Source organism: Micromonospora sp. NPDC005163 (assembly GCF_053599835.1).
In genome coordinates this window covers 75,577-100,917 of record NZ_JBSFYP010000003.1, presented here as the reverse complement: position 1 = coordinate 100,917, position 25,341 = coordinate 75,577, and the positions used below count along the sequence as shown (strand labels likewise).

Genomic DNA, 25,341 nt, shown 5'->3' with positions numbered 1-25,341 from the left:
TCGGGGCGAGCGCCCGCAGAGCGATCCGGGCGGTCCGGGGTGGGCACGGTGGGCCGTCAGGCGGGTACCGTGTGCGTCGGCTTTCCCCCCGGCACCGGGTGCCGGCCACACCTTCGCAGCAGGGAGTCGACGACGTGAGCGAGAGCACGAAGCAGAACCGGTCGGAGGGCCAGAGTCCGGCAACCAAGGCGGGGCGGCGGCTGGCCGCCCAGCTGGCCGCGCAGAAGGCGGCCGAGGCGAAGCGGCGCCGTCAGGCGTGGGCCGGTGGGCTGGCCGGCATCGCCGTGGTGGCGGTGCTGATCACCGTCTTCGTGCTGGTCGGTGGGGGCGACGACAAGCCCGCGAACCAGGCTGACGCGACACCGTCCGCCTCCGCGTCCGCCCCGGCCCCGGACGAGGCCGCCGCGCCTCCCGCACCGCAGCTGCCGGCGGACGTCGACCCGGCGCTGGGCAGCAAGCCGACCGTCGAGGCGGGCAAGGGCGAGCTGAAGAAGCTCACGGTGACTCCCCTGATCAAGGGCACCGGCCCGGCGGTGCAGAAGGGCCAGACCATCACCACGAACTACGTGGGCGTCTTCTACAAGGACGGCAAGGAGTTCGACTCCTCCTGGAAGGCCGGCCAGCCGGCCACCTTCCCGATCGGCGTGGAACAGGTCATCCCCGGCTGGGACCAAGGCCTGGTCGGCGTGACCGTGGGCAGCCGGGTGCAGCTCGACATCCCGTCCGAGCTGGCGTACGGCAAGGACGCCGCCGCCATGGGTCGGCCGGAAGGCCCGCTGCGCTTCGTGGTGGATGTGCTCGCCGCCCAGTGACCCGTCCGGATCGCCCCGGTGTTCGCCCGGGCGCGATGGAGTTGTTCACATGGGGCTTCCGGCCCGTCACCCACCGGCAGTAGGTTCGGCGTCACCCCGGGAGGCTCGCCTCCCGGGGTGAGCATCCGGACGGGACGCGGAGGTGCACGTGACGGCGCTGGACGAGCCCGGGCGGATCGCCCGGTTGATGTGGGCGCACTTCGAGCCGGTGCACGCTGTCACCTACTTCCACCCCCGGGCACGAGCGGCGTACGAGGCGGTCGGGCTGCGCGGCTACTGGCGGGGTTACTTCGCCGGCCGGTCCGCGCCGCTGGGCGCCACCGACGCGGCCCCGGTGATCGCCGCCTTCTTCAGCTTCGCGCCGCCGATGGTGAGCCGGGCACTGCCGGCGATCTGGCGGTTGGCCAGCCCGCAGGAGGCCCTGCGGGCCCGGCTGACCGGTGCCGTGCAGGCCCTCGCGGAGCTGACCTACGAGCTGCCAGAGGCGCACCTGGCGGAGGCCGCCGATCTGCTGGAGCGGGCCGCGTCGGCGACGCAGACCGCCGGCCGGGTGCTCGGCGCGGTCAACGCGGCGTTGCCGATCGGGGAGTACCCGCTGTCCCGGCTCTGGCAGGCCGCCACCACGCTGCGCGAGCACCGGGGAGACGGGCACGTGGCCGCGCTGGTCGCCGCCGGCCTGGACCCGGTGGAGACGCTGGCCTGGCGGGTCGCGGTGGACATGTCGCCGCAGAACCTGCTGGGCCGGGGCTGGTCCGAGGAGCAGTGGCGGGCTGCCCGCGAGCGGCTGGCGCGGCGGGGCTGGCTGAGCACGGACGGCGAGGCCACGGAACACGGCCGGGCCGCTTTCCAGGCTGTCGAGGACGCCACCGACCGGGCCGCCGAGCACCCGTGGCGGGCGCTCGGCCCGGACGACACGGACCGGCTGCGCAACCTTCTGGAGCCGATGGCCCGGGCCTGCCACACCCTGATTCCGGCCGACAGCCCGATCGGGCTGCCCGCACTGCCCGGCTGACCGACGGCCCCCGGTCCGGCAGGATGGGGCCGTGGTGGATGCGGTGGTCTTCGACCTGGACGGCGTGATCGTGGATTCCGAACCGGTGTGGGAGGAGGTCCGGCGGGCGTACGTGGCGACGCACGGCGGAGCCTGGCAGCCGGACACCCAGCGCCGGCTGATGGGCATGAGCACCAGCGAGTGGGCCCACTATCTCAGCGGTGAGCTGGGCGTGGCGCGCACCGCCGGACAGGTCGCCGACGAGGTGGTCGAGGAGATGACCCGGCGCTACCGGGAGCACGTACCGCTGATCGACAACGCCGACCAGGTGGTGCGCCGGCTGGCCGCGCGGTGGCAAATGGGGTTGGCCAGTTCCTCGCCGACCCGGCTGATCGCGGCGGCACTGGCCGCCACGGGTCTGACCGACGCGTTCGCCACCACCCTGTCCACCGAGGAGACCGAGCGGGGCAAACCGGCGCCGGACGTGTACCTGAGCGTCGCGGGGCGGCTGGGCGTCGACCCGGCCCGCTGCGTGGCGGTGGAGGATTCGTCCAACGGGGTGCGTTCGGCCGCGGCGGCGGGGATGCGGGTGGTGGCAGTGCCGCACGGTTCGTACCCGCTGGACCCGGACGCCGCCCGGCTGGCCGCGGTGACGCTGGGCGCGATCGGTGAGCTGACCCCCGAACTGGTGGATCAGCTGGCTGACTGATGTACGCCACGTCACCCGTTGTCCGGTCCCTCCCGCCTCGGGTGCGGTTATACGGTTTTCAGGGACCGGTGGGGCCGGCATGACGGGGACTGAGCGGGGTACCGCAGCCGGCGGTGCTCGACCCGGGTGCCACCCGCCGGACGGGTGAGGAGACCACGGATGAAAGCCATCGTGTACGAGCGCACCGGTGATCCTTCGGTGCTGCAGTTGGTCGACCGGCCGGTGCCGGAGCCGGGGGCGGGCGAGGTCCTGGTCCGGGTGGCGGTCTCCGGCGTGAACCCGACGGACTGGAAGGCCCGCCGGTCGTTCCCCCTGCCGGCCGGCTGGCAGATCCCCGGGCAGGACGGGGCGGGCGTGGTGGAGGCCGTCGGCGCCGGGGTGGACCCGGACCTGATCGGCGAGCGGGTCTGGATCTGGGAGGCGGCCTGGCAGCGGCCGTGGGGCACCTCGGCGGAGTACACGCTGGTGCCGGTCCGGCAGGTGGTCCGTCTCGGCGACGCCTCGTTCGACCTGGGCGCGAGCCTGGGGATCCCGTTCCTCACCGCGCACCGCTGTCTGACCGCCGGCGAGTTCATGCCGGACACGTTGCGGGCCGGCGCGCTGGCCGACCACACCGTGCTGGTGCAGGGCGGGGCGGGCGCGGTCGGCAACGCGGCGATCCAGCTCGCCCGTTGGGCCGACGCCACGGTGATCACCACGGTGAGCAGCGCGGAGAAGGCGCAGCTCGCGGCGTCGGCCGGCGCCTCCGTCGTGATCAACTACCGGGAGCAGGACGTGGTCGAGGAGGTACGCAAGATCGCTCCCGACGGGGTGCACACGATCGTCGAGGTCTCCCCGGCCCGCAACGCCCCGACGGACGTGCAGGTGCTCCGGAACGGTGGCTCGGTCTGCGTCTATGCCGACGACGAGCCCGAGGTGAGCGTCCCGATCCGGCCGTCGATGATGCGGAACGCCCGGTGGCAGTTCGTGCTGGTCTACACGGAGCCGACGGTGGCCAAGGCCCATGCCGTGCGGGACGTGGCCGCGGCGGCCGACCAGGGCGGCATCCGGGTCGGTGTGGAGGCCGGCCTGCCGCTGCACTACCACCGCCTGGCCGAGACGGCCGCGGCGCACCAGGCGGTGGAGAACTCGGCCGTGGGCAAGGTGCTGATCAGCACCAGTGACGCCTGATCAGGTCGCTGACCACCCAATTTCCCCGTCATCAGGACAGAGGCGAATAAGTTTCGCAACAATGACGGTGCGGGTCGCCCCGCGTGGAGCGGGCGGCCCCGGCGCGGTGCGAACGCCGGGGCCGCCCCTGGGGAGGAATGTTCAGAAGCACCCCTGCCCCAACAGGCGACGGTGCCGGGGAAAACGTTACGGGGCCGCCAGCTCCCGGACCGTCAGCTCGCCCCCGGCGTACCGCGAACGGACGACCTTCTTGTCGAACTTGCCGACGCTGGTCTTCGGCACCGTGTCGATGAACGCCCACCGCTCGGGCAGTTGCCAGCGGGCCACCGAGCTGGCCAGGAAGTCACGCAGCTCCTCGGCGGTCACCGAGGCGCCCTCCCGGACCACCACGGTGGCCAGCGGCCGTTCGTCCCACCGCTCGTCCGGCACACCAACCACGCACGCCTCCAGCACCGCCGGGTGAGCCATCAGTGCGTTCTCCAGCTCCACCGACGAGATCCACTCACCCCCGGACTTGATCACGTCCTTGGCGCGGTCGGTCAGCGTGATGTATCCATCCGGAGAGAGGGTGCCCACGTCGCCGGTGCGCAGCCAGCCGTCCCGGAACTTCTCCTCGTCCGGGGCGTCGTCACCGACGTACCGGGCGGTCACCCACGGTCCACGGACCTCCAGCTCGCCCACGGCCTTGCCGTCGGCGGGCAGCGGCTCGCCCAACGGGCCAACGATCCGCGCCTGCACACCCGCAGGCACACGGCCCTGCGTGTAGCGGTAACGCCACGCCTGCTCCCCGGTCGCGCCGGCCGGCGGACGGGAGACCGAACCCAGCGGGGACATCTCGGTCATGCCCCAGGCGTGGATGACGTCGATCCCGTGCCGCTCGTCGAACGCGTGCATCAGCGACGGCGGGCAGGCCGAGCCCCCGACGATCACCTCCTTGAGCGAGGAGGTGTCCACCTCGTGGCTGTCCAGGTGGGCCAGCAGGTCGGTCCAGATGGTCGGCACCGCGCCGGCCAGGGTGGGCCGCTCGGCGGCGATCATCTCGGCGATCGGCGCGGCCTGGAGGAACCGGTCCGGCATGATCAGCGACGCGCCGGAGAGAAACGCCGCGTACGGCAGCCCCCACGACATCGCGTGGAACATCGGCACGATGGCCAGCTCCCGATCGGTCGGCCCGAGACCGAAGCCCTCCGGCATGCAGACCTGCAACGAGTGCAGGTAGATCGACCGGTGCGAGTAGGCCACGCCCTTCGGGTTGCCGGTGGTGCCGGAGGTGTAGCAGAGCGCCGCGGCGTCCCGCTCGTCCACCTCGGGCCAGTCGAACACCTCGGGCCGGTCGGCGAGCAGGGCGTCCCAGTGGTGCACGGTGATCCGATCGCCGGCAGCCGCCACCAACGGCGCCGGGTCGCCGCCGCCGACCACCACCACGTGCCGCACGGTGGCCAGTTCGCCGATCACCCGGGCCAGCAGCGGGATGAGCGTGCTGTCGACCAGCACCACCCGGTCCTCTGCGTGGTTGGCGATGTAGGCGACCTGGTCGGGAAAGAGCCGGATGTTGAGGGTGTGCAGCACCGCACCCATGCTCGGCACCGCGAAGTAGGCGACCAGGTGCTCGTTGTTGTTCCACATGAAGGTGGCGACCCGCTCGTCGCCGGTCACCCCGCACTCGTCGCGCAGCGCGTGTGCCAGCCGGGCGGCCGCACGGCCCACCTCGGCGTACGTCATCCGGCGGGGTTCCCCGCCGGTCCAGGTGACCACCTCGGCCGTGCCGTGCACGGTGGCGCCGTGGTCGAGGATCCGGGAGACCTGCAGAGGGGCGTCCATCATCGTGCTACGCATGGGTAACAAGCTAGTGTCGCCGGTCACAGCTTGGGAACCCCCGTAAATTGTCGCAGGTGAGCATCTCCTGGGCCGACTCGTACGTAGGGCAGTTGCGCGCACTGGCCGGGGACCGGACGCTGATGTTCGTCGGCGCCCGCGCCGTGGTCCGCGACAACGCCGGACGCATCCTGCTGATCCAGCGCTCGGACAACGGCCAGTGGGCCATGCCGGCCGGGGCGATGGAGCTGGGCGAGTCGATCGCGGACTGCGCGGTGCGGGAGGTCCGCGAGGAGACCGGGCTCCGGGCGTTGCGGGTCTGCGCGTTCGCCCTCTACACCGGCCCGGACCGGACCAGCACCAACATGTACGGGCACACCTACCAGGTCTTCACCACGGCGTTCCGGGTCGAGGATTGGGACGGGCAGTTGTCGCGGTTCACCGACGAGACCACCGACGCCGGCTTCTTCCCCCGGGACCGGTTCCCCGCCCCGCTCTCCACCTCGGTCACCGAGACCCTGGCCGACCTGGACGTCTTCGAGCAGACCAACCGGCTGATCCTCAAGTAGGCCGTACCCGCCGTGCCCGCCCGGCCCGGCCAGTGAGCGCCGGACCGGACGACAGGCCTCACTGCGGGTAGCGGACCCCGGCGAACGCCTCCTGGATCCAGTTCGGGTACCCGACGGGCAGCTTGCTGATCTCGTCCAGCTCGGCGAGATCCTGCGCGGTCAGCGTCAGGTCCGTGGCGGCGATGTTGTCCACCAACTGCTCCTGCTTGCGGGCGCCGACGATCACGCTGGTCACGGCCGGCCGGGCCAGCAGCCAGGCGACCGCCACCCGGGCCGGGCTGACCTCGTGCCGCTCGGCGACGCCCTTGAGCACGTCGACCACGTCGAACCCGCGCTCGCGGTCCACCGGCGGGAAGTTGGTGAAGCCAGGCTGGGCGCTGCGCGAGCCGCTGTCGGCGACCGCGCTGTCCCGGCCGACCTTGCCGGAGAGGAAGCCACCGGCCAAGGGGCTCCACACGGTGAGGCCGACGCCCTCGTCGAGCGCCATCGGCACCACGTCGCGCTCCACGTCCCGGCCCAGCAGGGAGTAGTACGACTGCACCGAGACGAAACCGGCCAGCTTCTCCCGCGCGGAGATGCCCAGCGCCTTGGAGATCTGCCAGGCGGCGAAGTTCGCGCAACCGATGTAGCGGACCTTGCCCTGCCGCACCGCGTCGTCGAGCGCGCGCAGTGTCTCCTCCATCGGAGTGACCTGGTCGAAGTTGTGGATCTGGTAGAGGTCGATGTGATCGGTGCGCAGCCGTCGCAGGCTGTCCTCCAACGCCTGCATGGTGTGCAACCGCGAGGTGCCGACGTCGTTCGGGCCGGGACCGGTCCGGGCGTGCGCCTTGGTGGCGAGCACCACGTCGCGGCGCCGCTTGCCGAGCGCCTGGCCGAGCAGTTCCTCGCTCTCGCCCTCGCTGTACGTGTCAGCGGTGTCGACGAAGTTGACGCCCGCGTCCAGCGCGGTGTCCACCAGCCGCTGGGCGTCGGGCAGCGCCAGCGCGCCGAGGCCGCCCCAGATCGGGTGCCCGCTGCCGCCGAAGGTCATCGTGCCGAGCGAGATCTCCGAGACGTACACCCCGGTGTTGCCCAGCAGTCGGTACTTCACGCGTTACTCCTCGTCGATCGGAGGCCTGCTTCGGCCACCCCGTGGTCACTATGTCGGACAGTGTGTCCGGTGACGAGCGTACGTCGCCCGTTCCGCCCCCGGCCACCTAGGATTTCGACCATGCCCTCGATCACCCGACGCCGCCCGCGCAACCCCGACGGTCGGGCCGCCGTCGAAGCGCGGGTGCTGGCCGCCACCGAGCGGCTGCTCCAGGAGGGGGCCCGCTTCACCGACCTCGGCGTCCAGCGCATCGCCGCCGAGGCGGGGGTGGCCCGCTCGACCTTCTACATCCACTTCCGGGACAAGAGCGAGCTGCTCATGCGCCTGGCCGGCAGCATGCGGGAGACCTCCTTCGACCGGGTCCAGGAATGGGATCCAGCCGACCCCGGCGACCCGCTCGACCGGCTCACCGAGGTCTTCAGCGACGTGATCCGGATCTACCGGACGTACGCCCCGGTGCTGGCGGCGATCAGCGAGGTCGCCGCGTACGACGAGGTGGTGCGGGAGTACTGGGCGGCCGGTTTCGAGCGGTTCATGGCGCGTACCGAGGAGGTGCTCCGCGCCCAGCAGCGGGCCGGTCGTACCCCGGCGAGCCTGGACCCGGCGACCGCGAGCCGGCTGATCGTGCTCGGCGGCGACCGGTTCCTCGCGCACCATGTCGCCCTGACCCCCGCCGACCCCGAGGTCGATGGTGCGGCCGCCCGGGAGCTGGCCGCGACCTGGTGGTACGGCGCCTACCGACGCCCCGCCTGACCACCGACCGCCCCGGACCAGCCGGGGCGGTCGAGGTGGACACGGTCAGATCATCGTCTGGGACTTGGCCTCCATGTCGGCGGCCGCCTCCTCCTTCGACTCGCGGGTCAGCGGCTTGCCGCCCGGCGCCGGGGCCTCACCGCCGAGCGGGTCGGCGCCGCCCTTGGCGCCCTGCGGACCGGCGCCCCGGAGCTGTTCGTTCGGCAGCGCCAGGGTGACCAGCACGGCCACGATCGCGATCAGGCCGGCGGTCAGGAAGACCATGTCCAGCGCGTCGACGAACGCGTTCTGGATGGCCGACCGGACCGGCCCGGGCAGGGCCATGATGGTTGCCGGATCGTTGATCGAGATGTTCGCGCCGCCGCTCGCCGCCACCTCGGCCTGCTGCTGCGGCGGAAGCTGGGCGATCGCGCCGGGCAGCCGGTCGCCCAGCCCTCCGGCGAGCCGGGACGAGAGCACCGCGCCGAGGATCGCCACCCCGAACGAACCGCCCAGCGACCGGAAGAAGGTGGCCGAGGAGGTGCCGGCGCCCAGGTCGCGCACGGAGACCGCGTTCTGCACCGCGAGGACCAGTGACTGCATGCACAGCCCCAGGCCGACGCCGATCACCACCATGTAGCCGAAGGCGATCCAGAGCGAGGTGCCCACCGACAGTTGGGTGAACAGCAGCATGCCGATCAGCAGGATCGCCGACCCGGTGACCGGGAACCACTTGTACCTTCCGATCCGGCTCATCGCCCGACCGGTGAGGATCGAGGTGACGATGATGCCGGCCATCATCGGCAGCATCAGCAGACCGCTGCGGGTCGGTGAGGCGCCCTTGACGATCTGCAGGTACAGCGGGATGAAGATGATCGACCCGAACATGACCAGGCCGAGCACGAAGCCGGCCGAGTTGGCCAGCGCGAAGGTCGCGCTGCGGAACAGCCGCAGCGGCAGGATGGGCTCGGCGACCCGGGCCTCCTGGAGCAGGAACAGCACGGCGAGCACCGCGCCGGCGACGAACAGGCCGATGATCACCCCAGAGCCCCAGGGGTACTCGTTGCCACCCCAGCTCAGCGCGAGCAGCAGGCTGCTCACCCCGGCGACCAGCAGGCCGGCGCCGAGCCAGTCGATCGCGTGGTCCCGGCGCTCGAACGGGATGAGCCGCATCACGTGGTAGCAGACCACGATCGCCAGGATCGCCAGCGGCACGTTGATGTAGAAGATCCACCGCCAGTCGGTCTCCGCGAAGTAACCACCGACCAGTGGACCGGCCACCGACGAGATTCCGAAGACCGCACCGAACAGCCCCTGGTAGCGGCCCCGCTCCCGGGGTGAGACGACGTCCGAGATGATGGTGAACGCCAGCGTCAACAGACCACCCGCGCCCAGGCCCTGGATGCCCCGGGTGATGATCAGCTGGGTCATGTTCTGCGACAGACCGGCCAGCAACGACCCGACCAGGAACGTACCGATCGAGAAGAGGAAGACCGGGCGGCGCCCGTACAGGTCGGCCATCTTGCCGTACAGGGGTGTCGACGCGGTCGAGGCGAGCAGGTAGGCGGTGACCACCCACGAGTAGTGGTTGATCCCGCCCAGCTCCCCGACGATGGTCGGCAGGGCCGTGCCGACGATGGTCTGGTCGAGGGCGGCCAGCAGCATGCCGGTCATCAGACCGATCATGAGCAGCCGGATCTGCTGGCGACTCAGCACCGGCGCGGCAGAGGCTTCGGTGGTCATGGGCCCTTCTTTCCCGACCAACGCGGAACATGCGTCGAACCAGGAAAAACACGTCCGCCTCGGCCGGCCACTGGAGTGGATCACCACGGAGGTTTGACCCCGAGGGTGCTGGGGACCCGGGGAGGCATGGCAGGAGCAGCAGCGGAACACCGCCGGCTCGCCACCGTCGTGGAGAGCTGGCTGGGGCGCCCCGTCCTGATCATCGGCGACGCCATGTTGGACGAATGGCGGTTCGCCGACTCCGACCGGCTCTGCCGGGAGGCGCCCGCCCCGGTCCTCACCCTGCGGCGGCGGATCTCCGCCGCCGGCGGGGCCGCGAACACCGCCGTCAACGTCGCCACCCTCGGTGGACGGGCGGTGCTGGTGGCACCGGTCGGTGCCGACGTCGCCGGTGACGAACTGCACGACTGCCTGGACCGCGCCGGCGTCTGGGACCGTACGGTCAACCAGCCCGGTCGCCCCACCCCGGTGAAGCGGCGGATGCTGGCCGGCAACCAGATCCTGCTCCGGGAGGACTCCGGCGGCCCGGACGCGCTCGCCCCGGACGGGGTGACCCGGCTGCTCACCGCGCTGGACTGTGCCACCGAGGAGCTGCGCGCCGCCGCCGGCGGGGAGGCACCGACCCTGGTGGTCTGCGACTACGGCCTGGGCGCCCTGCCCGCGCCGGTCCGCGCCTGGCTGGTCGAGCAGCGGGAGCGCTACGCCACGGTCGCGCTGGACGCCCACGACCTGGCCGACTGGCGGGGGCTCGCGCCGACCGTGGTCACCCCCAGCTTCGCCGAGGCGACCCGGCTGCTGGCCCGCGCCGGCCGCGCGAACCGCCCGGCGGCCGGCATCGAACTGCACCTGGAACACCCCGACAGCGACCCGGCCGACGGACCATCCGAGCTGAGCGTGGGTGCCGCCCCGGGTGGGGCGCGAGCCGACGCCGTCAGCGCCGGAACCATCCCCGACCCGACCCGGGCCGGCCATCCGGGGCCGGTCGGCGAGCCGACGCTCAGCGAAGGCCAGGTGGCCCTCACCGGCGACGGACTCAGCGTCACCGGCGCCGGCGTGACCGTGAACACCGAGGCCGGAGAGGGCGTCGACCGGGCGGTGCTGGCCGAGGCGCGCCTCGCCGACCTACGTGCGCACACCGGCGCCGACGTGGTCGCGGTGACCCTGGACACCGAGGGCGCGGTTGTCGGCGGCGCCGACGGGGAGCCGCGACGCAGCCACAGCACCCCGGTGCCGGCGAGCCATGCCGTGGGTGCCGGTGACGCGTACCTGGCGGCGATGACGCTGGCCCTGGCCGCCGACGCGCCGCTGCCCACCGCCGCCCAGCTCGCCCAGCTGGCAGCCACCATCACCGTGTCGGACACCGGCACCTGCGTGTGCCGACGGGAGGACCTGCTCACCGCGCTCGACCAGCCGCCGGAGAGCACCGGGCACCCGGTGCTCGTCGGCGCCGACGAGCTGGACGCGATCGTCGCCGAGTATCGCGACACCGGACGTTCGGTGGTGTTCACCAACGGCTGCTTCGACGTGCTGCACCGCGGGCACGTGCGCTACCTGGAGCAGGCCCGCGCCCTGGGCGACCTGCTCATCGTGGCGGTCAACTCGGACGGCAGCGTACGCCGGTTGAAGGGGTCGGACCGTCCGGTCAACCCGGTCGAGGACCGGGGCGCCCTGCTCGCCGCGCTGTCCTGCGTGGACCACGTGGTGATCTTCGAGGAGGACTCGCCCGCGGCGCTGATCGAGGCGGTTCGGCCGGACGTCTACGTCAAGGGCGGGGACTACCCACCGGAGCTGGTGCCTGAGGCGCCGCTGGTGCGCCGGCTGGGTGGCCAGGTGCGCACCCTGGGGTACGTGCCGGACCGGTCCACGTCCGCGATCATCGAGCGGATCCGGTCGCACAGTCAGGACCGGGAGCCCGACCCGTCGTCGCACGGCCAGGACCCGTCACTCCGCACCCGTACCCGAGCGTCGTGAACCGCCCACTCGACCTCGACACCCCGGAGGCGTTCCGCACCGAGCGGCTGGTCGACGTGCTGATTCCGACCCGTAACCGGCCCGCCGAGCTGGCGGTCACCCTGGCCGGCCTCGCCGCCCAGGAGGGCGTATCCGGCTTCGGGGTGGTGGTCAGCGACCAGTCCGACGGGGAGCCGGCGTACGCCCACCCCGCCGCCGCCACCATGGTCCGGGCTCTGCGCCACCGGGGCCACCCGGTGCTGCTGACCCGCCGGCTGCCTCGGCGAGGGCTGGCCGAGCACCGGGCGTACCTGCTGGCCACCTCGGCCGCCCGGTACGTGCTCAGCCTCGACGACGACGTCTGGCTGGAGCCTGGGGCGCTGCATCGGCTGGTCACCGCGATCGGGGAGCTGGGCTGCGGGTTCGTCGGCAACGGCGTGCACGGGCTCTCGTACACCGATGACCGGCGACCAGAGACGCACGGGCACTACGAGGAGTGGATCGGCCGGCCCACACCGGAGCGGATCCGGCCCGGCACCCCGGAGTGGAACCGGGCCCGGATCCACTCGGCGGCCAACCTGCTGCACGTCACCGGAGAGTTGGCGCTGCCGCCCGGTGCGTGGCGTGCGTACAAGATCTCCTGGATCGGGGGGTGCGTGCTCTACGACCGGGCCAAGCTCGTCGATTCCGGTGGCTTCGACTTCTGGCGGAAGGTGCAGGAGAAGCACCAGGGCGAGGACGTGGCCGCCCAACTCTCGGTGCTGGCCCGGCACGGAGGGGCCGGCATCCTGCCCAGCGGCGCCTACCACCTGGAGTCCCCCACCACGGTCACCGATCGGGACGTCGAGGCGTGGGAGGTCGTACTCGCCGACGAGGACACCCCCCAGCCAGCCTGAAAAGGCGCCCTTCCCTACGCCTGGAGCAGCTCCCGGGCGGCCTCCAGCACCTCGATCGTCGGCACGTCGCTGACGAAGGAATCCCGGTGCGGGCACTCGCCGTCGCCGGGCCGGTGCGGATAGATGCCGGGCGTGCAGTCCACCCCGCAGACCGGGCAGTGCACGATCCAGGAACAGATCGGCCGGTGCCGGCCGCGTAGCGGGTTGGCCGTGTTGATCAGGTTGCCGACCCAGTAGACGCCGACCGTCGGCGTACCCACCGCGGCGGCCAGGTGCAGCGGGCCGGTGTCGTTGGAGACGACCAGGGCGCAGCCGGCGTAGCAACCGGCCAACCCACCGAGGCTGAGCGTGCCCACCTGCGGCCGGACCGGCACCCCCGCCGCGGCGACCACCCGGTCCACCACCTCCCGCTCGCTCGGCGTACCGGTGACCAGCACCTCGAAGCCGTCGCCGTGCAGCTCGCGGGCCACCTCGGCGAACCGCTCGGCCGGCCAGCGGCGGCGGGTGTCGCTGGCGCCCGGATGCAGCGCCACCCGGGGTCGGTCCGGTGGGCCGAGCACCTGGTCCGCCTCCGCCCGGTCGGCGTCGGTCACGGCCAGCGCCGGCACGATGGTGGTCGCCGGCGCACCCACCAGGGCCACCGCCTCCAGGTAGCGGATCACCTCGTGCTGGTAGTAGATGTACCGGATCCACCGGTCCAGCGGCGGCGCGTCGTCGGCGCGCAGCCCCACGGTGACCCGGGCGCCGAGGCCGCTGACCAGCGGGTTGGAGTTGGCGCCGCCGCCGTGGATCTGCACCGCCAGGTCGAAGCCCTCGCCGGTGGCCGCCGCCAGGAAGTCGTCCATCGACGACTCCGCCTCACCCGCCTCCGGCGTGCGGATGCCCGGCGCCGGCGGCACCACCAGCACCCGGTCCACCGGGCCGGGCCGGTCGCGCCAGAGCTTCGCGTGCCACGGCGCGCCGAGCAGCACGATCTCCGCCTCCGGGTACGCGGCGCGCAGCGCGTCCAGCGCCGGCAGGACGAACAGGAAGTCGCCGAGCGCGTTGGCGCGCAGCACGGCGATCCGCTGCACGTCGGGGACGCGCCCGGCCGTCGGGCCGAGCAGGGACGGGGTGACCACGCGGTCCCGCTACGACCGGTCGATCTCGCCGACCGTGTCCGGGCGGTGCAACTCGCGGTCGGCGGCGGGATCGGCCGGCATCGGCGTACCGGTGGAGAAGTCGCCGGAACGCGGCCCGGTGCGGCCGACGGTGATGGTGCGCGGCCTGGGTCGGACCGCCCGCGGCAGCCGGACCCGGAGCAGGCCGTGGTCCATCACCGCGTCGATGCCCTCCGGGTCGACCCGGGCCGGCAGGTCGATGCGGTACTCGAAGCCGCGGGTCTCGAAGCCGCCCGGAATGCCCTGGTCGGCGTTGACCTCCGCCTCGGAACGGGCCCGTACGCACAACTCCCGGTCGTCCAGCTCGACCGCCACCTCCTCCGGCGCCACCCCGGGCAGCCGGACGACGACCTCCCAGCCGTCCGCGGTCTCGGTCAGCTCGACGTCGGACGTCCCGGCCCGGCCGCCGACCAGCCGGCTCAGCTCGGCGCGCAGCGACTGCAGCTCGCCCATCGGATCCCAACCCTGCTGCCGGCCCCGCCATCCCCGGCCGAAGCCGCCGGTCTGCTGCTCGGTCATCACACCTCTCCGATCCGCCGGGCGGCCGCGGGCGGCCGCAGTGAGCTGGGCGCGTCCAGACCGGCCTCGCGGTCGACGCCCACGCCGAGCCGGTCGACCAGTTCCCCGCCGAGCCAGGCGCTGATGCCGAGAAGGGCGACCGCCACCACCTCGATGGCGACCAGCGCGCCACCTGCGGCCCGGGAATCCGCGTTGAGCCGGACCGCCCAGACGGCGGCGAAGAGCAGGATCACGGCGACGTTCGCGCCGGCGTGCAGCAGACCCACCCGCTTGGCGCGGGTGCCGGTCGGGATCGCCAACAGGTCGAACGAGCCGGCCACCGCGGCCAGCAGGCCGCCGATCAGACCGACCGTGATGTTCCAGTACGCGACCTCGCCGAGGAAATCAGGCCCGCCGACGGTGTCCACCACGTCGAACAGCAACGCCGTGACGAGCAGCGCGACCGGGAACATGACCAGCATCGGATGGACCGGATGGCCCAGCACCTTGAGTCGGCTCTCCATCTTCCGGCCTCCACTGGTCGGCGTCCTCGTGACAGTTCGTGCTGCGGGCGCGTCGGGTGAGGCCGTACCCCCGACAACCGGGGGCAAACCTCGCGCTGGCCACGCAGGCCTAGGCTGGCGGACGAGGTCGTCGGACGGTGGTGCCCGCCACCCAGGTCAACGGCCGGGGGAGGATCACGTGACGGTGGAGATCACCTCGCACGAGGAACTACGCGAGCTGCTCGGCGTGCCGAACGCGCAGGCCGCCAACAAGGATCGCGCCCGCCTGCACGAGCGGGACCGCCAGTGGCTGGCCGCCGCGCCGTTCTGCCTGGTGGCCACGGCCGGCGCGGACGGCAGCTGCGACGTATCGCCCAAGGGCGACCCGGCCGGGTTCGCCCTGGTGCTGGACGACACGACCATCGCGCTGCCGGAACGACCGGGCAACAAGCGGGCGGACGGCTACCGCAACATCCTCGACAACCCGCACGTCGGGTTGCTCTTCATGATCCCCGGGCGGACCGACACGCTGCGAATCAACGGACGGGCCCGGCTGGTGCGGGACGCGCCCTGGTTCGACGACATGGTGGTCAAGGGGCACCGGCCGGTGCTCGCGGTGGTGGTGGAGATCGAGCAGATCTTCTACCACTGCCCCAAGGCGTTCATGCGGTCCGCGCTGTGGCAGCCGGAGACCTGGCAGTCGGACGTACTGCCGTCCCGGGCCCGGCTGATCAAGGAGGTCGAGGCGCCGGCGGAGAGCCTGGCGGACCTGGAACAGCGCTACGGCCCGGAGTACGTCCGAAGCATCTACGTCTGATCCCGCCTCGCCGTCGGTTTCAGGACGCTGGCTCGACGGACACCATCCACAGGTGACCGTCGGGGTCGGCGAAGGTGCCGGCGTACCCCCAGGGTTGTGCTGTCGGCTCGGTGACCACCTCGGCGCCGGCGGAGCGCGCCCGCTCGACGATCGCGTCCGCGTCGGCGGGCGAGGCGACGCTCAGGCTGAGCAGACACTCGCTCTGCCCCCGCGCGGCGGCCTCGTGCGGACCGATCACCCACCCGAATCCGCCGGTCGGGATGAGCATCAGCCGCAGCCCGTCGTTGACGACGAACTGCAACGGCTCCGGGATGCCGTCGTCAGCCAGCTCTCCCACCGTCTCCAGACCGAGACCATCCCGGTAGAAGCGGTGTGAGGTCGGACGGTCGGCGATCGGAAGACTGACGATTACGGGCGCGAAGGTCATGGGACGGGCTCCAGGGTGTCGAACGGACACTGTCTCCAGGATGGACGCGACCCGGCGCCAAAAGTCATCGGACCGCCGGTCGAACACCGAGCACCGGCACCCCGTAACCGCGGGGAATCGGCCTCGCCGATAGGTCACAGCTTGTCGATCAGCTCGGCCAGTGCGGCGTCACCCTGCGCGATGACCGTGCCGCCGGAAGCGGCGACCACCATGATGCGGTGGCAGCCGTCGAGTTCGACGTACGTCTGCGGGTCCCCGCCGGCCACTGACCACAGCAGCGCGAACCGGCTGGCTTGTCCGCTGCACGACTCCACCGGCCCGGCAGCCTTGAGGGCGTGCTCAATTGCCGTCCGGCGGTCCGCTGGCAGCACCGTCCCGTGCGCGAATTCGCCTTCGCTCCCCTGCGCGCTCTTCGACACCTGGTAAACGCAAAGGCGGACCTGCTGCCCGGCGGGGAACGGCTCCGGGAGGGCTCCGGTGCGGGGGCCCGGCTTCCTCGTCGTCTCCACCGACATCACGTCCTTCCAGCGCTGGCTGCAACCCGCTGCGGCGGCCTCAGCCGACTCGACCTCGGCGACCGGGCGGGTCGCCACAGTGGTCAGCGGCAGCGCGTCGAGGGCTTCACGTACCTCGGTCCGCAAATTCCGGCACAGGTCGATGGGAATCCCGGGCCGCATCCACCGGCCGTCGGCGTCGACGACCGCGAGCCAGGGCGCCAACGACAACATCATCAAGCACCCCCCTCGGTTTGGGCTCGGCTCGTCGGGCAGGCGGAGCGCGGTGACGAGGGCGGCGACGTCGTCGGCACGACGTTCCGTCGCCACCATGTCCTCGCCTCCGTCAGCGCGTCGCTGCGTCTCGTGTCCGCAGATGACGACCGCTGTCGGCGTGAAGTCACCATCGAGGCGGGGCAGGACGGCCACGTCCTCGGCCGTGATAGAGAAGCCAGGGGTGGCCATCTCCGGTGCCGCGTCGGCGCACGAGGTCCACCGCCCTTGTCCGCCCGAGTCGCCCGCCGCCTGGGGTGGAGGGGCGTGGTTGCCACCGGCGAGTATCTGCACCCCTCCGACACCTAGTGCAACTGTCATCGCTATGGCGAGCGCGCTGCTTCCGATCAGGCGCTGCCGGTGCCGGCGGACCCGCCTCGCCACCGCGCCAACCCGATCCACCGGCGGCGCCAGCGGGGGAACAGCCTCGGTCAACAGGAGTTTGATGTCCTCATCTTCATGCGTCATTTCGTGACCTCCTAGTGGCAGACAGCTCAAGGTTCGGATCGGTACGCAGAATCCGTAGGGCACGAGAGGCCTGCACCTTGACCGTGTTGTGCGAGCAGCCGAGCACTTCCGCTGTCCGCTGGACCGTCAGGTCCTCGACGTAGCGGAGCACCACGACCGCCCGCTGCTGTCGGCTAAGCCGCGCCAAGGCGCGGCGCACCCGCGTCCCGGTCAGCGGACTCCCCGGCTATGTCGCCGTATTCCGACTTGTCCGGTGGCTGGCCTGGAATCTCATTGCGCCAACGACGCCGCCACCAGGACACGTACGTGGTGAACAAGGCCTTGCGCAGGTACGCCTCGGGATGCCCGACAGTCGTGATCGCGGCCCAGCGCCGCCAGACGTCTGCCAGAACCGTCTGCAACAGGTCCTCCGCCCGCCCGACGTCGCCGGTAAGCAGCCAGGCCGAACGTAGCAGCGCATCCGAGCGCGCCGCGACGAACTCGGCGAAGCCCTCCGGCGGCCTCAGTTCCCGGGGTCGTTGCATGTGTATGTGTACCTCCCACCTCATGAACGCTCTGGGAGGACAGTGCGGTTAACGCGCCAGCCGATCAAAATCCGCGCAGGGCAACACCGCTAGGCCAGGCAGGCGGCGTAGCCGGTGAGCATCGAGAAGCGGCCGAACCGGAAGTAGCGGGCGCCCGTCTACGACGCCTCGGGTAAGCAGATCGCAGCCCCGACCCCGCCTGGCCTGCAGAAACCCCTCTCGGCATCCCTCAGTGTCAGCGGCCGGGGTTCGACCTCTCGAGGACAGAACGAGGACCGAGACGGGGCACCACGCAGCACCGGTGGCGAAAGTCCGTAGACCAGCACCGGCCGTGATCGGGAAACTGCCGGGATGGAACCGACACAGACGGCGCTCATCGTGCCGATACCCGAGGCCGAGGAAGCGGTAGGCCGGTTTCGGGAATCCCTCGACCCGGCTGCCTCATGGGGCGTGCCGGCGCACGTGACCGTCCTCTACCCGTTTCTGCCTCCGCAGCAGATCAACGACCAGGCCCTGACCGCGCTGCGCAAGACCATTGCCGGCATACCGCGGTTCGACGTTGCGCTGACTCACATCGGCTGGTTCGGTGACACGGTCGTATGGCTTGCGCCGCAGCCAGACCATCCGTTCCGGAACCTCACCGCGGCGGTGTGGCAGCGAATTCCCGAGACCACCCCATATACCGGGGCGCACACCGAGGTGGTGCCGCACCTGACCATCGGCCAGGACGGACCCAAGCCCACACTGAGCCACGCCGCGGAGACTGTCTCCGCGCAGCTGCCGATCAACGCGGCCGTCGACATGGTTCGCCTCATCGCCGGAACGCCGGGCCTAAGCCCTTGGCGCACCGTCTGCGAGTTCCCACTGGGGGCGGATCTCCTCGTCGGGCAGTCGTAGACCGTCCAGCCTCCCCCGACGGAGACAAGGTGGACCGCCTCGCCGAACGCCCTTGGCCCCGTCGACGTTTCAGGACGCTGGCTCGACGGACACCATCCACAGGTGACCGTCGGCGTCGGCGAAGACGCCGGCGTACCCCCAGGGTTGTGCTGTCGGCTCGGTGACCACCTCGGCGCCGGCGCAGCGCGCCCGCTCGACGATCGCGTCCGACGCGGCGGGCGAGGCGACGCTCAGGCTGAGCTATCGGTCAGGTGCGTTAACAGGTGGTGCCCAGAGTTACCACGACAAGGTGAGGGTCCATGCGCTACGTCGGCAATCCGACGACGCTACGGTCCTGTTAACCCGTAGAGGAGACGAACCGGGAGCCACGCCGGGAATGAGTAGCGGTATTCGGTCGCGCCGGTAGGCCTACGAATTCTGCACCCGTGATTTCTTGCGAAAGACAGCCCAGGTCAGTGACTGCCGCGGCGGAACGGCGTCCTCTTCGGCAACGGCCGGCCAAGTCGAGCCAGCGCAGGACTGCCAGAGTGCACCTCGCCCGGCATCCCGAAGTCGGTCACTGGCTGCTGAGTCCGGGATGGTGCTGGTGGGTGGGCCTTCCCAGCCGGTCACGACAGGTACGCGTCGGCTCGGCCGCGGCTGCCCCGAACCATGTGGCACCGGATTGGCCGACCGGCCCCAGCACGGTTCCTCAACAGAGTACGCGTCCGCGTCGAAGGCAAGGACACAGTTGTCGGCCGACCCGGCATACCCATCCGCCAGACGGACGGGACGTCGGAAATACACTGCCCTTCATGTCATCCGAGCAGGTCACCGTCAGCCCGGTCGAACTCAGCTACACCCTCACCAAGGACGACTGGCTCGACGGCATCGTCGCCCACCGGCGCGACGTCCGGCGTCCCTGGCTGGTCCCGGTACTGATCGTCGCCGCGCTCGTCGGGCTCCTTCCTGGGCTCATCTCTTCTGACGGCTCCCGGGCCATGTCGGCGGCTCACATCGCAGTCCTCGCCACGGTGGCTCTCTTCGGCATCGGGCTCGGCCTGCTGCTGTTTCGGCTCCTGGTCGCCGCCCGCTGGATCTATCGCTGGCAGGTACGCCTGATCATGCGCGGGAATCCTTGGCTGTCCGAGCCCATCCGAACCACCGTGGATGACACCGGGATACGTCTCACCAGCGCAAGCCGGAGCGAAACAGCCGCGTGGTCCCAGTACCTGCGGTATATCGAGACGGAACGGTCGTTCGTTCTGCGCGCGTCTGAGCGGCTTGGCGCAGCGGTACTCGTGCTGCCCAAGCGCGGCCTGGTGACCGGCGATCCGGCGCGGCTACGGTCGTTGCTCGAGACCCACTGCCACCGGCGCGCTTGATTGCCACGCCCAGCGCCCTCCAGGAACACCCGCGCACCTGCACGGTTCCACCCGAATCTTCCGACATCGCTCACCGCTCTCCCACCGTCCGTGGACCCTCGTGCGGACTGGATGCAGACCGTTCCGTTGATGCGGGGGCCCGAAGCGTCAGCTTGGGAAATGTCGATGCCCGGCTGTAGCGTTCTGCCAGTGGGACGGCTAGCGGATCGGCGCCGTGACCTCGCCGGATGGTTGGTGACGCCGCTGTTCACCCTCGTGGCGGCTCCGGTGTTGGCCTGCATCGTAGGAATGTTGGGAAACCTCGGGGACCACAACGGCCCACCGGCGCTGTGCGAGCAGGCCATGGCTGACAACATGTGCGAGGAGACCAGCCTCGGGGTGATCGGCGGGCATGTGGTGATCTCAGGCACCATGTGGTTGCTGCTCTGGATTATCCCGTGGTGGCGAGGTCTTCGCACAGTGCGCGTTCTGCTCGCCGTCGCTGCGACCGTCGTTCTTGTACTCCTGCCGGTGCGGATGTTCGGCTGGTCGTTCTCGTACATCTGACAATCGCGCGTCGCGTTCCGGAGGAACTGCTGGCACCTCTCGTGCCGCTCGAAGGCCGCTCGCTCATGCCAACTTCGCCGGTGTGACGCCACACGACCTGCGGCACACCGCTGCGAGCCTGGCCGTAGCGGCCGGCGCCCTCACCGCTCCCGGAGTGCGGAAAACTGCGGGGGCCTAACATTCCAGGTCATGCGTGGGTTCCTCACGGTTGGGAGTCGCAGGCTTTCGTATCTGGACTTTGGCGGTTCGGGTACTCCGCTCCTGGCTCTTCACGGGCACTACAACGAAGCGTCGGCATTCGCGCCGCTGGCTGAGGCGCTGGCACCGCGGTGGCGGGTGATCGCGCTCGATCAGCGTGGGCATGGAGCGTCGGACCGTGCCGAGAGCTATGAGCGGGACGACTATGTTGCCGACGTCGCCGCCTTCCACCGGCATCTGGAAGTCGGCCCTGTGGCGGTGCTGGGCCACTCACTCGGCGGTGTGAACGCCTACCAGTACGCCGGCCGGCACGCGGACCGGGTCACGGCGCTGATCGTCGAGGACATCGGCGCGGTTGTGGACTGCGACTGGTCGTTCACCACCAGCCTCCCCCGCCACGCGCGATCCCGCGATGCGCTGGCCTCGGCCCTGGGCGCGACGGCTCCCTATCTGGAGTGTTCCTTCCGCCGGTCGAAGGACGGCTGGGGCTTCTCGTTCGACATCGATGACACGGTGGCGTCCCAGAAAGCACTCAACGGTGACCACTGGAAGGACTGGCTTTCGGTAAGCTGCCCCACCCTCCTGATTCGTGGAACGCGCAGCGATGAACTGGCGGCCGGCCACGCTCGCGAGATGATCGCCCGTCGCGCCGGCCAGGCCCGTCTTGCCGAGCTGCCAGCCGGTCACGTGGTGCATCACGATGCTCAAGCGCAGTTCGCTGCCGCTGCCAGTGCCTTCCTGTCCGAACTCGACTGAGCCAGCGGAGGGTGGGGAGCAACATGGGCGTCATGTTCCCTCCTGTGACTGGTGGCCGATCAACCAGACATCCGGTGCCGGCCACTCGCAATCGGTTTTCTCAACGGGCGGCGGAACGACGTGCTCGCTCATCGGCTACGACAGGACGTTGGTCGGCGGCTAACCTGCCACCCCTCGATCGCCGGACCCTGTCCCATATCACCTGGCGGAGCTGCGTCGCACATCAGCTGTCGGATCACAAACGGCTCGCCGAGTGTCCTGTCACGGGACATGCTTGACACCCGAGTCCCACCAGATGCTCGACATGATCACGAGTCCCAGCGGAGGAAGCGGTTTCACTCCGGCTGCCAGCGGAGCCAGCGCTGGTCATGCTGGAAGCCCACCCGCTGGTAGAAGGGCACTGCTCGTTCACTGGAATGGACGGTCACGTGCTCCAGGTCCAGCTTGCGGGCCTCGACCAGTACGGCCTCCAGAAGAGCCGGACCGGTCCCGCAGTCGCGTAGCTCAGGCACCACATACACCGACTGGACGTCGCCGCTGCGCCGAACGTGCTGCGCGGGAGTGGGTACTCGGTCAGCGACGATCAGCCATGCCATGCCGACTACGTCTTCGTCTACCTGGGCGAGGAAGGGCAGGTGGGTTGACAGGTGGTGGACGACCCAAGTGGAAAACAGCTCCATGAAGGCGGCGCGGTCTGTTCCGGTGTAGCCGCGTTCCTCGGTCAGCCGCCGCCACCGAAGACCGCCTAAAACCGCAGCGTCGGACACCGTCGCCTCACGAACGGCCACCTGCATGCCGGCTCTCCTCCGTAGTTCGATGACCCTGGACGTGTATGCCGGCCTGTTCGGTGACGACCTGGACGCGGTCGCCAACGTCTTGGACGAGGCGGTCACTGCGCATTACGAGTCGCTAGCGACCCTGACGTCTTGGCGCTGCGCCGCTCGATCCGGCTGGCGCCGGTGTGCGCACCAGTCCGCTGACGTCCGCGGACTTGGCTGCTCGGTTGGCTGCTCCTCGCCACTGCCGGTAGCAAAGCTCCCACGGGCGATCACCCGGACGGCAACCGACCGGTGAGACAGCGGATCTGTTCGCCACCTGGCCGCCAAAGGCAGACGTAAGCAGGACCTGGCCCCGCCCGGCGCCGTCCGCGAGCCAAATCGGCCAACGGGTAGATTGACGCCGATGAGCAGTCTGTTGCGTCAGGAGTTGCTGGGGTTGGCCCGCAGTCGGACGCTGTGGCTCCTGCCGCCCCTGGTCGCGTTCGCCGGCCTGAGCAGTCTTTCGTTCAACGACGACGCCTACATGTTCTACGTCTACTACGACCCGCAGACCCTAGAAGAACAGCTTGACGCGTACCACTTCGACGTCAAGGCGATCCACACCTCGGGCCTCGGCTGGGCTCAACTGGCCGCGCTGGCGGCCGGGGCGTTCCTGGTACTGCGTGATCCACGACTGACCGGCCGCCCGGCCCGGCTCTCCCTGCCGGCCCTGGAATCGTCGCCGGCCCGGCTCCCCCCGCCGCCCCGTCCCGGCCGGTACCTGGTGGCGAAGGCGGGCGCGGCCGCGCTGTTCGGTCTGCTCCTCGCCGTGGCCGACCTCGCCGCCGTGCTGCCACTGGCGTCCAGAGTGGTCGCCGACCACTGGGTTCGGCGCGAGCTGGCCTCGAAGGACATCTTCTTGCCGGTGCAGATCTTGGCCGAGGAGTCGGTGTGGCCGGTGGTGCTTCGTGCGGCGGCCGGCGTCCCGCTGTTCGCGATCGTTGGGATCGGCCTGGCCGCGCTACTCAACCGCTGGTGGGCGGTTACGGTGGCCGTCGTCATCCCAATCTGCGGGTCGCTGTACGTGACCGCTGACCCGTTCTTCGGCGCCCTGACTGCTCCGAACCGACCGGCCCTCGCCGCGACCCTGATTCCGAGCCTGGGCGGGGCCGCGATCGCCTTCCTGCTCGGCTACGGCGCGACGCGGTGGCGACTCGCCCGGGCGCCCGCAGTCCGGCCGACCGGCCGACCGGCGCGGAAGCTTGAGGCTTCGGCCGCAGACGGGCCAGAGACGACCCGACGCTTGGCCACGGACACTCGCTTACAAGGCGCTTCCGGCAAGAGTCGCAGCGTCCGCTGACGTCCACTGGGTCCGGGCCGGAGGCCAGATCCGTATGAGCATGTCCGGCCTCGGCCGCCAGCGATGATGTCAGCCACGGATGTCAAGCCGCCTCTGCTGCCGGCTGCTTGCTCGCCGCGGGCATGACCCCCGTCGGGGGGAGCCTGGTCGGCGTTGCCGGCTGGTATCAACCGACGTCGTCTCGTGCCCTCACGCACCGGGGCCGTGTCACCCCCTTCAGCCGTCATCATCGCGCGGCAAGCAGCCATGCTGACTCTCTGCTGACTCGGCATGGCGGTCGCTGCCGGTGCGACTCCTCGCTCACAAGCTCTGTGCAGCAGGTCCGTCGACGCTCGGCAAGGGCCGTGGGCTGCCATCGTCCTGTGCGGTTGCTCTCGTCACTGCTGCCAACTGCGGCGGGAGCGCGCTGATGCCTCGCCCACGGTTGCTCGACCTGTTTTGCGGTGCCGGCGGTGCGGCGATGGGCTACCACCTGGCGGGGTTCGAGGTGGTCGGCGTGGACATCCGTCCACAGGCGCGGTACCCGTTTGCCTTCGTACGGAGCGACGCACTCACGTTCCCGCTTGACGGCTTCGATGCCGTCCATGCCTCCCCGCCTTGCCATGATCACAGCGCTCTCGTGAGTCGCGTAGGGGGTGACGGGACGGGCTGGATGCTCGACGCGACGCTCCGCAGGCTTGCCGCGTCCGGCCTCCCGTGGGTTGTCGAGGACGTCGAGGCCACCCCCCGGATGCTGGGATCCCGCATCCTGTGCGGAAGCGAGTTCGGCCTACGCGCGGGCGGTCGGTGGCTGAGGCGGCATCATCGGTTCGCATCCAACATGCTGTTGATGGGCGCCGGGGGCTGCCACTGCTCGAAGCGCCCTATCGGCGGGGTCTACGGCACCGGTGGCGGTGGTCAAATGACCCGCGGCTACAAGTTCACCCACGCCGAGGGAGCCGCGGCGATGGGCATCGACTGGATGACGCGTGCTGAGCTGTCGCAAGCCATCCCCCAAGCCTACACCAGGTTCATCGGAGAACAGCTACTCCACCGCATCAGCCACGGCCCTTACTTGGCTGCCGCCGCATGACCCCGACTCACGTCGGCCAAGGCCGGACCGGGAGCGCAACTGGCCGTCATGCCACTGGTCGGACCCGGCGCAGCCCTGACCGCCGCCGGTTGGCGCCCTGTCGACGCCTGTACGTGCTTCTCAGGCGGCCCCTCGGAAAAGTCGGCGTGAGAGCCTGCGTCCGTCATGAGGCCGACCTCCGTTCGGCATCGTGAGAAAGGTGCGTGTGTCACGGGTCGCCGTCGAGCTGTGGTGTGCAATAGATGGCGAACGCGCTGATCGCGTGGGCCCAAGCCGCGTCGAGGTCGGCGTTGGGTGGGAATCGGTCGGCCAGCTCGAGATCGACAAGGCCGTGCGCGAGGCCCCAGATGGCACGCGCGGCTGCGACGTTGCCGCCGGTGACCTTCAACAGGGGCGCGGCCGCCGCGGCCTCGACGCCGGACGCGAGACGTGGACGATTCAGGGAATGGCGGGCACTGAGCTCGTAGAGGCGAGGGTGCTCAAGCGCCCATCGCCGGTAGGCGGCGACGAGCGTGGCCAGGTCGGCGCTGGCCCCGGCCAGCACGGCACCGAGCCGTTCCAGCGCGCGCTGTTGCAGTGCAGCTTCGATCTCGGTCTTGCCGGCGATGTGCTTGTACAGCGAGGGTGCCTGGATCCGCAGTTCGTCGGCGAGGCGCCGCATGGTCACCGCGTCTGGGCCTTCACGTTCCAGGATCCGCTCGGCCGCGTCGACCACCTCGCCGCGGCGGTTCACCAGCGCCTCGGACAAG

The 25,341-nt window shown here is 70.8% G+C and carries 28 protein-coding genes; 15 read left to right on the top strand and 13 right to left on the bottom strand.

Features of this window, described 5'->3' with window-relative positions:
- Nucleotides 1–98: 98 nt before the first annotated feature.
- The 4 genes from ACWD6N_RS03885 (at nt 99) to ACWD6N_RS03870 (ending at nt 3,682) form a co-directional block, all read left to right on the top strand.
- Nucleotides 99–812 carry an FKBP-type peptidyl-prolyl cis-trans isomerase gene (locus ACWD6N_RS03885; RefSeq protein ID WP_354964626.1) on the top strand — a complete coding sequence of 238 codons (714 nt, stop codon included), beginning with the start codon at nt 99–101 and terminating at the stop codon, nt 810–812.
- 187 nt (nt 813–999) lie between these two features.
- A complete protein-coding gene (locus tag ACWD6N_RS03880; protein ID WP_354964625.1) occupies nt 1,000–1,824 on the top strand; it encodes an SCO6745 family protein in 825 nt (274 codons plus the stop codon).
- A 31-nt stretch (nt 1,825–1,855) separates the two neighbouring features.
- Nucleotides 1,856–2,512, top strand: a complete 657-nt coding sequence (locus ACWD6N_RS03875; RefSeq protein WP_354964389.1) for an HAD family hydrolase — start codon at nt 1,856–1,858, stop codon at nt 2,510–2,512.
- A 159-nt stretch (nt 2,513–2,671) separates the two neighbouring features.
- Nucleotides 2,672–3,682, top strand: a complete 1,011-nt coding sequence (locus ACWD6N_RS03870) for an NADPH:quinone reductase (RefSeq protein ID WP_354964388.1) — start codon at nt 2,672–2,674, stop codon at nt 3,680–3,682.
- A gap of 186 nt (nt 3,683–3,868) precedes the next feature.
- Here the strand turns inward: ACWD6N_RS03870 and ACWD6N_RS03865 are convergent, their stop codons facing one another.
- On the bottom strand, nt 3,869–5,518 hold the full coding sequence (locus ACWD6N_RS03865) for a fatty acid--CoA ligase (protein WP_354964387.1): 1,650 nt from the start codon (nt 5,516–5,518) through the stop codon (nt 3,869–3,871).
- 56 nt (nt 5,519–5,574) lie between these two features.
- On the opposite strand from ACWD6N_RS03865, the gene ACWD6N_RS03860 reads away from it, so the two are divergent.
- Complete coding sequence (locus ACWD6N_RS03860) at nt 5,575–6,066, top strand: NUDIX domain-containing protein (RefSeq protein WP_354964386.1); 492 nt, start codon at nt 5,575–5,577, stop codon at nt 6,064–6,066.
- 58 nt (nt 6,067–6,124) lie between these two features.
- Here the strand turns inward: ACWD6N_RS03860 and ACWD6N_RS03855 are convergent, their stop codons facing one another.
- The gene (locus ACWD6N_RS03855) at nt 6,125–7,156 is read right to left on the bottom strand and encodes an aldo/keto reductase (protein ID WP_450004466.1); all 1,032 of its coding nucleotides are present in this window, start codon (nt 7,154–7,156) and stop codon (nt 6,125–6,127) included.
- Nucleotides 7,157–7,276: 120 nt separating this feature from the next.
- Here ACWD6N_RS03855 and ACWD6N_RS03850 point away from each other — a divergent pair, with 120 nt between their 5' ends.
- On the top strand, nt 7,277–7,909 hold the full coding sequence (locus tag ACWD6N_RS03850; protein WP_354964384.1) for a TetR/AcrR family transcriptional regulator: 633 nt from the start codon (nt 7,277–7,279) through the stop codon (nt 7,907–7,909).
- Between the two features lie 45 nt (nt 7,910–7,954).
- Here ACWD6N_RS03850 and ACWD6N_RS03845 read toward each other — a convergent pair whose 3' ends face one another.
- A complete protein-coding gene (locus ACWD6N_RS03845) occupies nt 7,955–9,631 on the bottom strand; it encodes an MDR family MFS transporter (RefSeq protein ID WP_354964383.1) in 1,677 nt (558 codons plus the stop codon).
- Between the two features lie 126 nt (nt 9,632–9,757).
- On the opposite strand from ACWD6N_RS03845, the gene rfaE2 reads away from it, so the two are divergent.
- Nucleotides 9,758–11,602 (top strand): D-glycero-beta-D-manno-heptose 1-phosphate adenylyltransferase, encoded by a 1,845-nt coding sequence (rfaE2, locus tag ACWD6N_RS03840; protein WP_354964382.1) that lies wholly within the window; start codon nt 9,758–9,760, stop codon nt 11,600–11,602.
- The gene (locus ACWD6N_RS03835) at nt 11,599–12,477 is read left to right on the top strand and encodes a glycosyltransferase family 2 protein (RefSeq protein ID WP_354964381.1); all 879 of its coding nucleotides are present in this window, start codon (nt 11,599–11,601) and stop codon (nt 12,475–12,477) included. Before rfaE2 ends, ACWD6N_RS03835 begins: the two co-directional genes overlap by 4 nt.
- Before the next feature lie 14 nt (nt 12,478–12,491).
- Here the strand turns inward: ACWD6N_RS03835 and ACWD6N_RS03830 are convergent, their stop codons facing one another.
- From ACWD6N_RS03830 to ACWD6N_RS03820, 3 genes are read right to left on the bottom strand one after another with little or no spacing between them, the layout of a single operon-like run.
- Nucleotides 12,492–13,598: a glycosyltransferase family 9 protein gene (locus tag ACWD6N_RS03830; protein WP_354964380.1), complete on the bottom strand. Its 1,107-nt coding sequence runs from the start codon at nt 13,596–13,598 to the stop codon at nt 12,492–12,494.
- 9 nt (nt 13,599–13,607) lie between these two features.
- On the bottom strand, nt 13,608–14,156 hold the full coding sequence (locus tag ACWD6N_RS03825) for an Hsp20/alpha crystallin family protein (RefSeq protein WP_354964379.1): 549 nt from the start codon (nt 14,154–14,156) through the stop codon (nt 13,608–13,610).
- Nucleotides 14,156–14,659, bottom strand: coding sequence for a DUF2231 domain-containing protein (locus ACWD6N_RS03820; RefSeq protein ID WP_354964378.1), 504 nt, complete (start codon nt 14,657–14,659; stop codon nt 14,156–14,158). Before ACWD6N_RS03820 ends, ACWD6N_RS03825 begins: the two co-directional genes overlap by 1 nt.
- Before the next feature lie 178 nt (nt 14,660–14,837).
- Here ACWD6N_RS03820 and ACWD6N_RS03815 point away from each other — a divergent pair, with 178 nt between their 5' ends.
- On the top strand, nt 14,838–15,455 hold the full coding sequence (locus tag ACWD6N_RS03815) for a pyridoxamine 5'-phosphate oxidase family protein (RefSeq protein WP_354964377.1): 618 nt from the start codon (nt 14,838–14,840) through the stop codon (nt 15,453–15,455).
- A 19-nt stretch (nt 15,456–15,474) separates the two neighbouring features.
- On the opposite strand, the gene ACWD6N_RS03810 is transcribed toward ACWD6N_RS03815, so the two are convergent.
- The 4 genes from ACWD6N_RS03810 to ACWD6N_RS03795 all read right to left on the bottom strand — a co-directional run bounded on the left by ACWD6N_RS03810 (nt 15,475) and on the right by ACWD6N_RS03795 (nt 17,641).
- Nucleotides 15,475–15,882, bottom strand: a complete 408-nt coding sequence (locus ACWD6N_RS03810) for a VOC family protein (RefSeq protein WP_354964376.1) — start codon at nt 15,880–15,882, stop codon at nt 15,475–15,477.
- Between the two features lie 134 nt (nt 15,883–16,016).
- A complete protein-coding gene (locus tag ACWD6N_RS03805) occupies nt 16,017–17,117 on the bottom strand; it encodes a hypothetical protein (protein WP_354964375.1) in 1,101 nt (366 codons plus the stop codon).
- Nucleotides 17,107–17,268 carry a sigma factor-like helix-turn-helix DNA-binding protein gene (locus tag ACWD6N_RS03800; protein ID WP_450004465.1) on the bottom strand — a complete coding sequence of 54 codons (162 nt, stop codon included), beginning with the start codon at nt 17,266–17,268 and terminating at the stop codon, nt 17,107–17,109. Before ACWD6N_RS03800 ends, ACWD6N_RS03805 begins: the two co-directional genes overlap by 11 nt.
- Nucleotides 17,269–17,290: 22 nt before the next feature.
- Entirely contained in the window at nt 17,291–17,641 is a 351-nt protein-coding gene (locus ACWD6N_RS03795) for a hypothetical protein (protein WP_450004464.1), read from the bottom strand.
- Nucleotides 17,642–17,992: 351 nt separating this feature from the next.
- On the opposite strand from ACWD6N_RS03795, the gene ACWD6N_RS03790 reads away from it, so the two are divergent.
- Entirely contained in the window at nt 17,993–18,538 is a 546-nt protein-coding gene (locus tag ACWD6N_RS03790) for a 2'-5' RNA ligase family protein (RefSeq protein ID WP_450004463.1), read from the top strand.
- Between the two features lie 69 nt (nt 18,539–18,607).
- On the opposite strand, the gene ACWD6N_RS03785 is transcribed toward ACWD6N_RS03790, so the two are convergent.
- Nucleotides 18,608–18,772, bottom strand: coding sequence for a VOC family protein (locus ACWD6N_RS03785; protein ID WP_354964624.1), 165 nt, complete (start codon nt 18,770–18,772; stop codon nt 18,608–18,610).
- A 560-nt stretch (nt 18,773–19,332) separates the two neighbouring features.
- Between ACWD6N_RS03785 and ACWD6N_RS03780 the strand changes: the two genes are divergently transcribed.
- The 3 genes from ACWD6N_RS03780 (at nt 19,333) to ACWD6N_RS03770 (ending at nt 21,402) form a co-directional block, all read left to right on the top strand.
- Complete coding sequence (locus ACWD6N_RS03780; protein WP_354964372.1) at nt 19,333–19,902, top strand: YcxB family protein; 570 nt, start codon at nt 19,333–19,335, stop codon at nt 19,900–19,902.
- Between the two features lie 234 nt (nt 19,903–20,136).
- Nucleotides 20,137–20,448, top strand: coding sequence for a hypothetical protein (locus ACWD6N_RS03775; RefSeq protein ID WP_354964371.1), 312 nt, complete (start codon nt 20,137–20,139; stop codon nt 20,446–20,448).
- Between the two features lie 189 nt (nt 20,449–20,637).
- Entirely contained in the window at nt 20,638–21,402 is a 765-nt protein-coding gene (locus tag ACWD6N_RS03770) for an alpha/beta fold hydrolase (protein ID WP_354964370.1), read from the top strand.
- Nucleotides 21,403–21,737: 335 nt separating this feature from the next.
- On the opposite strand, the gene ACWD6N_RS03765 is transcribed toward ACWD6N_RS03770, so the two are convergent.
- Nucleotides 21,738–22,196 (bottom strand): GNAT family N-acetyltransferase, encoded by a 459-nt coding sequence (locus tag ACWD6N_RS03765; protein ID WP_354964369.1) that lies wholly within the window; start codon nt 22,194–22,196, stop codon nt 21,738–21,740.
- Nucleotides 22,197–22,584: 388 nt separating this feature from the next.
- Between ACWD6N_RS03765 and ACWD6N_RS03760 the strand changes: the two genes are divergently transcribed.
- Both ACWD6N_RS03760 and ACWD6N_RS03755 read left to right on the top strand, forming a co-directional pair.
- Entirely contained in the window at nt 22,585–23,520 is a 936-nt protein-coding gene (locus ACWD6N_RS03760) for a hypothetical protein (RefSeq protein WP_450004462.1), read from the top strand.
- A 460-nt stretch (nt 23,521–23,980) separates the two neighbouring features.
- Nucleotides 23,981–24,592, top strand: coding sequence for a hypothetical protein (locus ACWD6N_RS03755; RefSeq protein WP_354964367.1), 612 nt, complete (start codon nt 23,981–23,983; stop codon nt 24,590–24,592).
- 208 nt (nt 24,593–24,800) lie between these two features.
- Here ACWD6N_RS03755 and ACWD6N_RS03750 read toward each other — a convergent pair whose 3' ends face one another.
- The gene (locus tag ACWD6N_RS03750; RefSeq protein WP_354964366.1) at nt 24,801–25,340 is read right to left on the bottom strand and encodes a TetR/AcrR family transcriptional regulator; all 540 of its coding nucleotides are present in this window, start codon (nt 25,338–25,340) and stop codon (nt 24,801–24,803) included.
- Between the last annotated feature and the right edge of the window lies 1 nt (nt 25,341).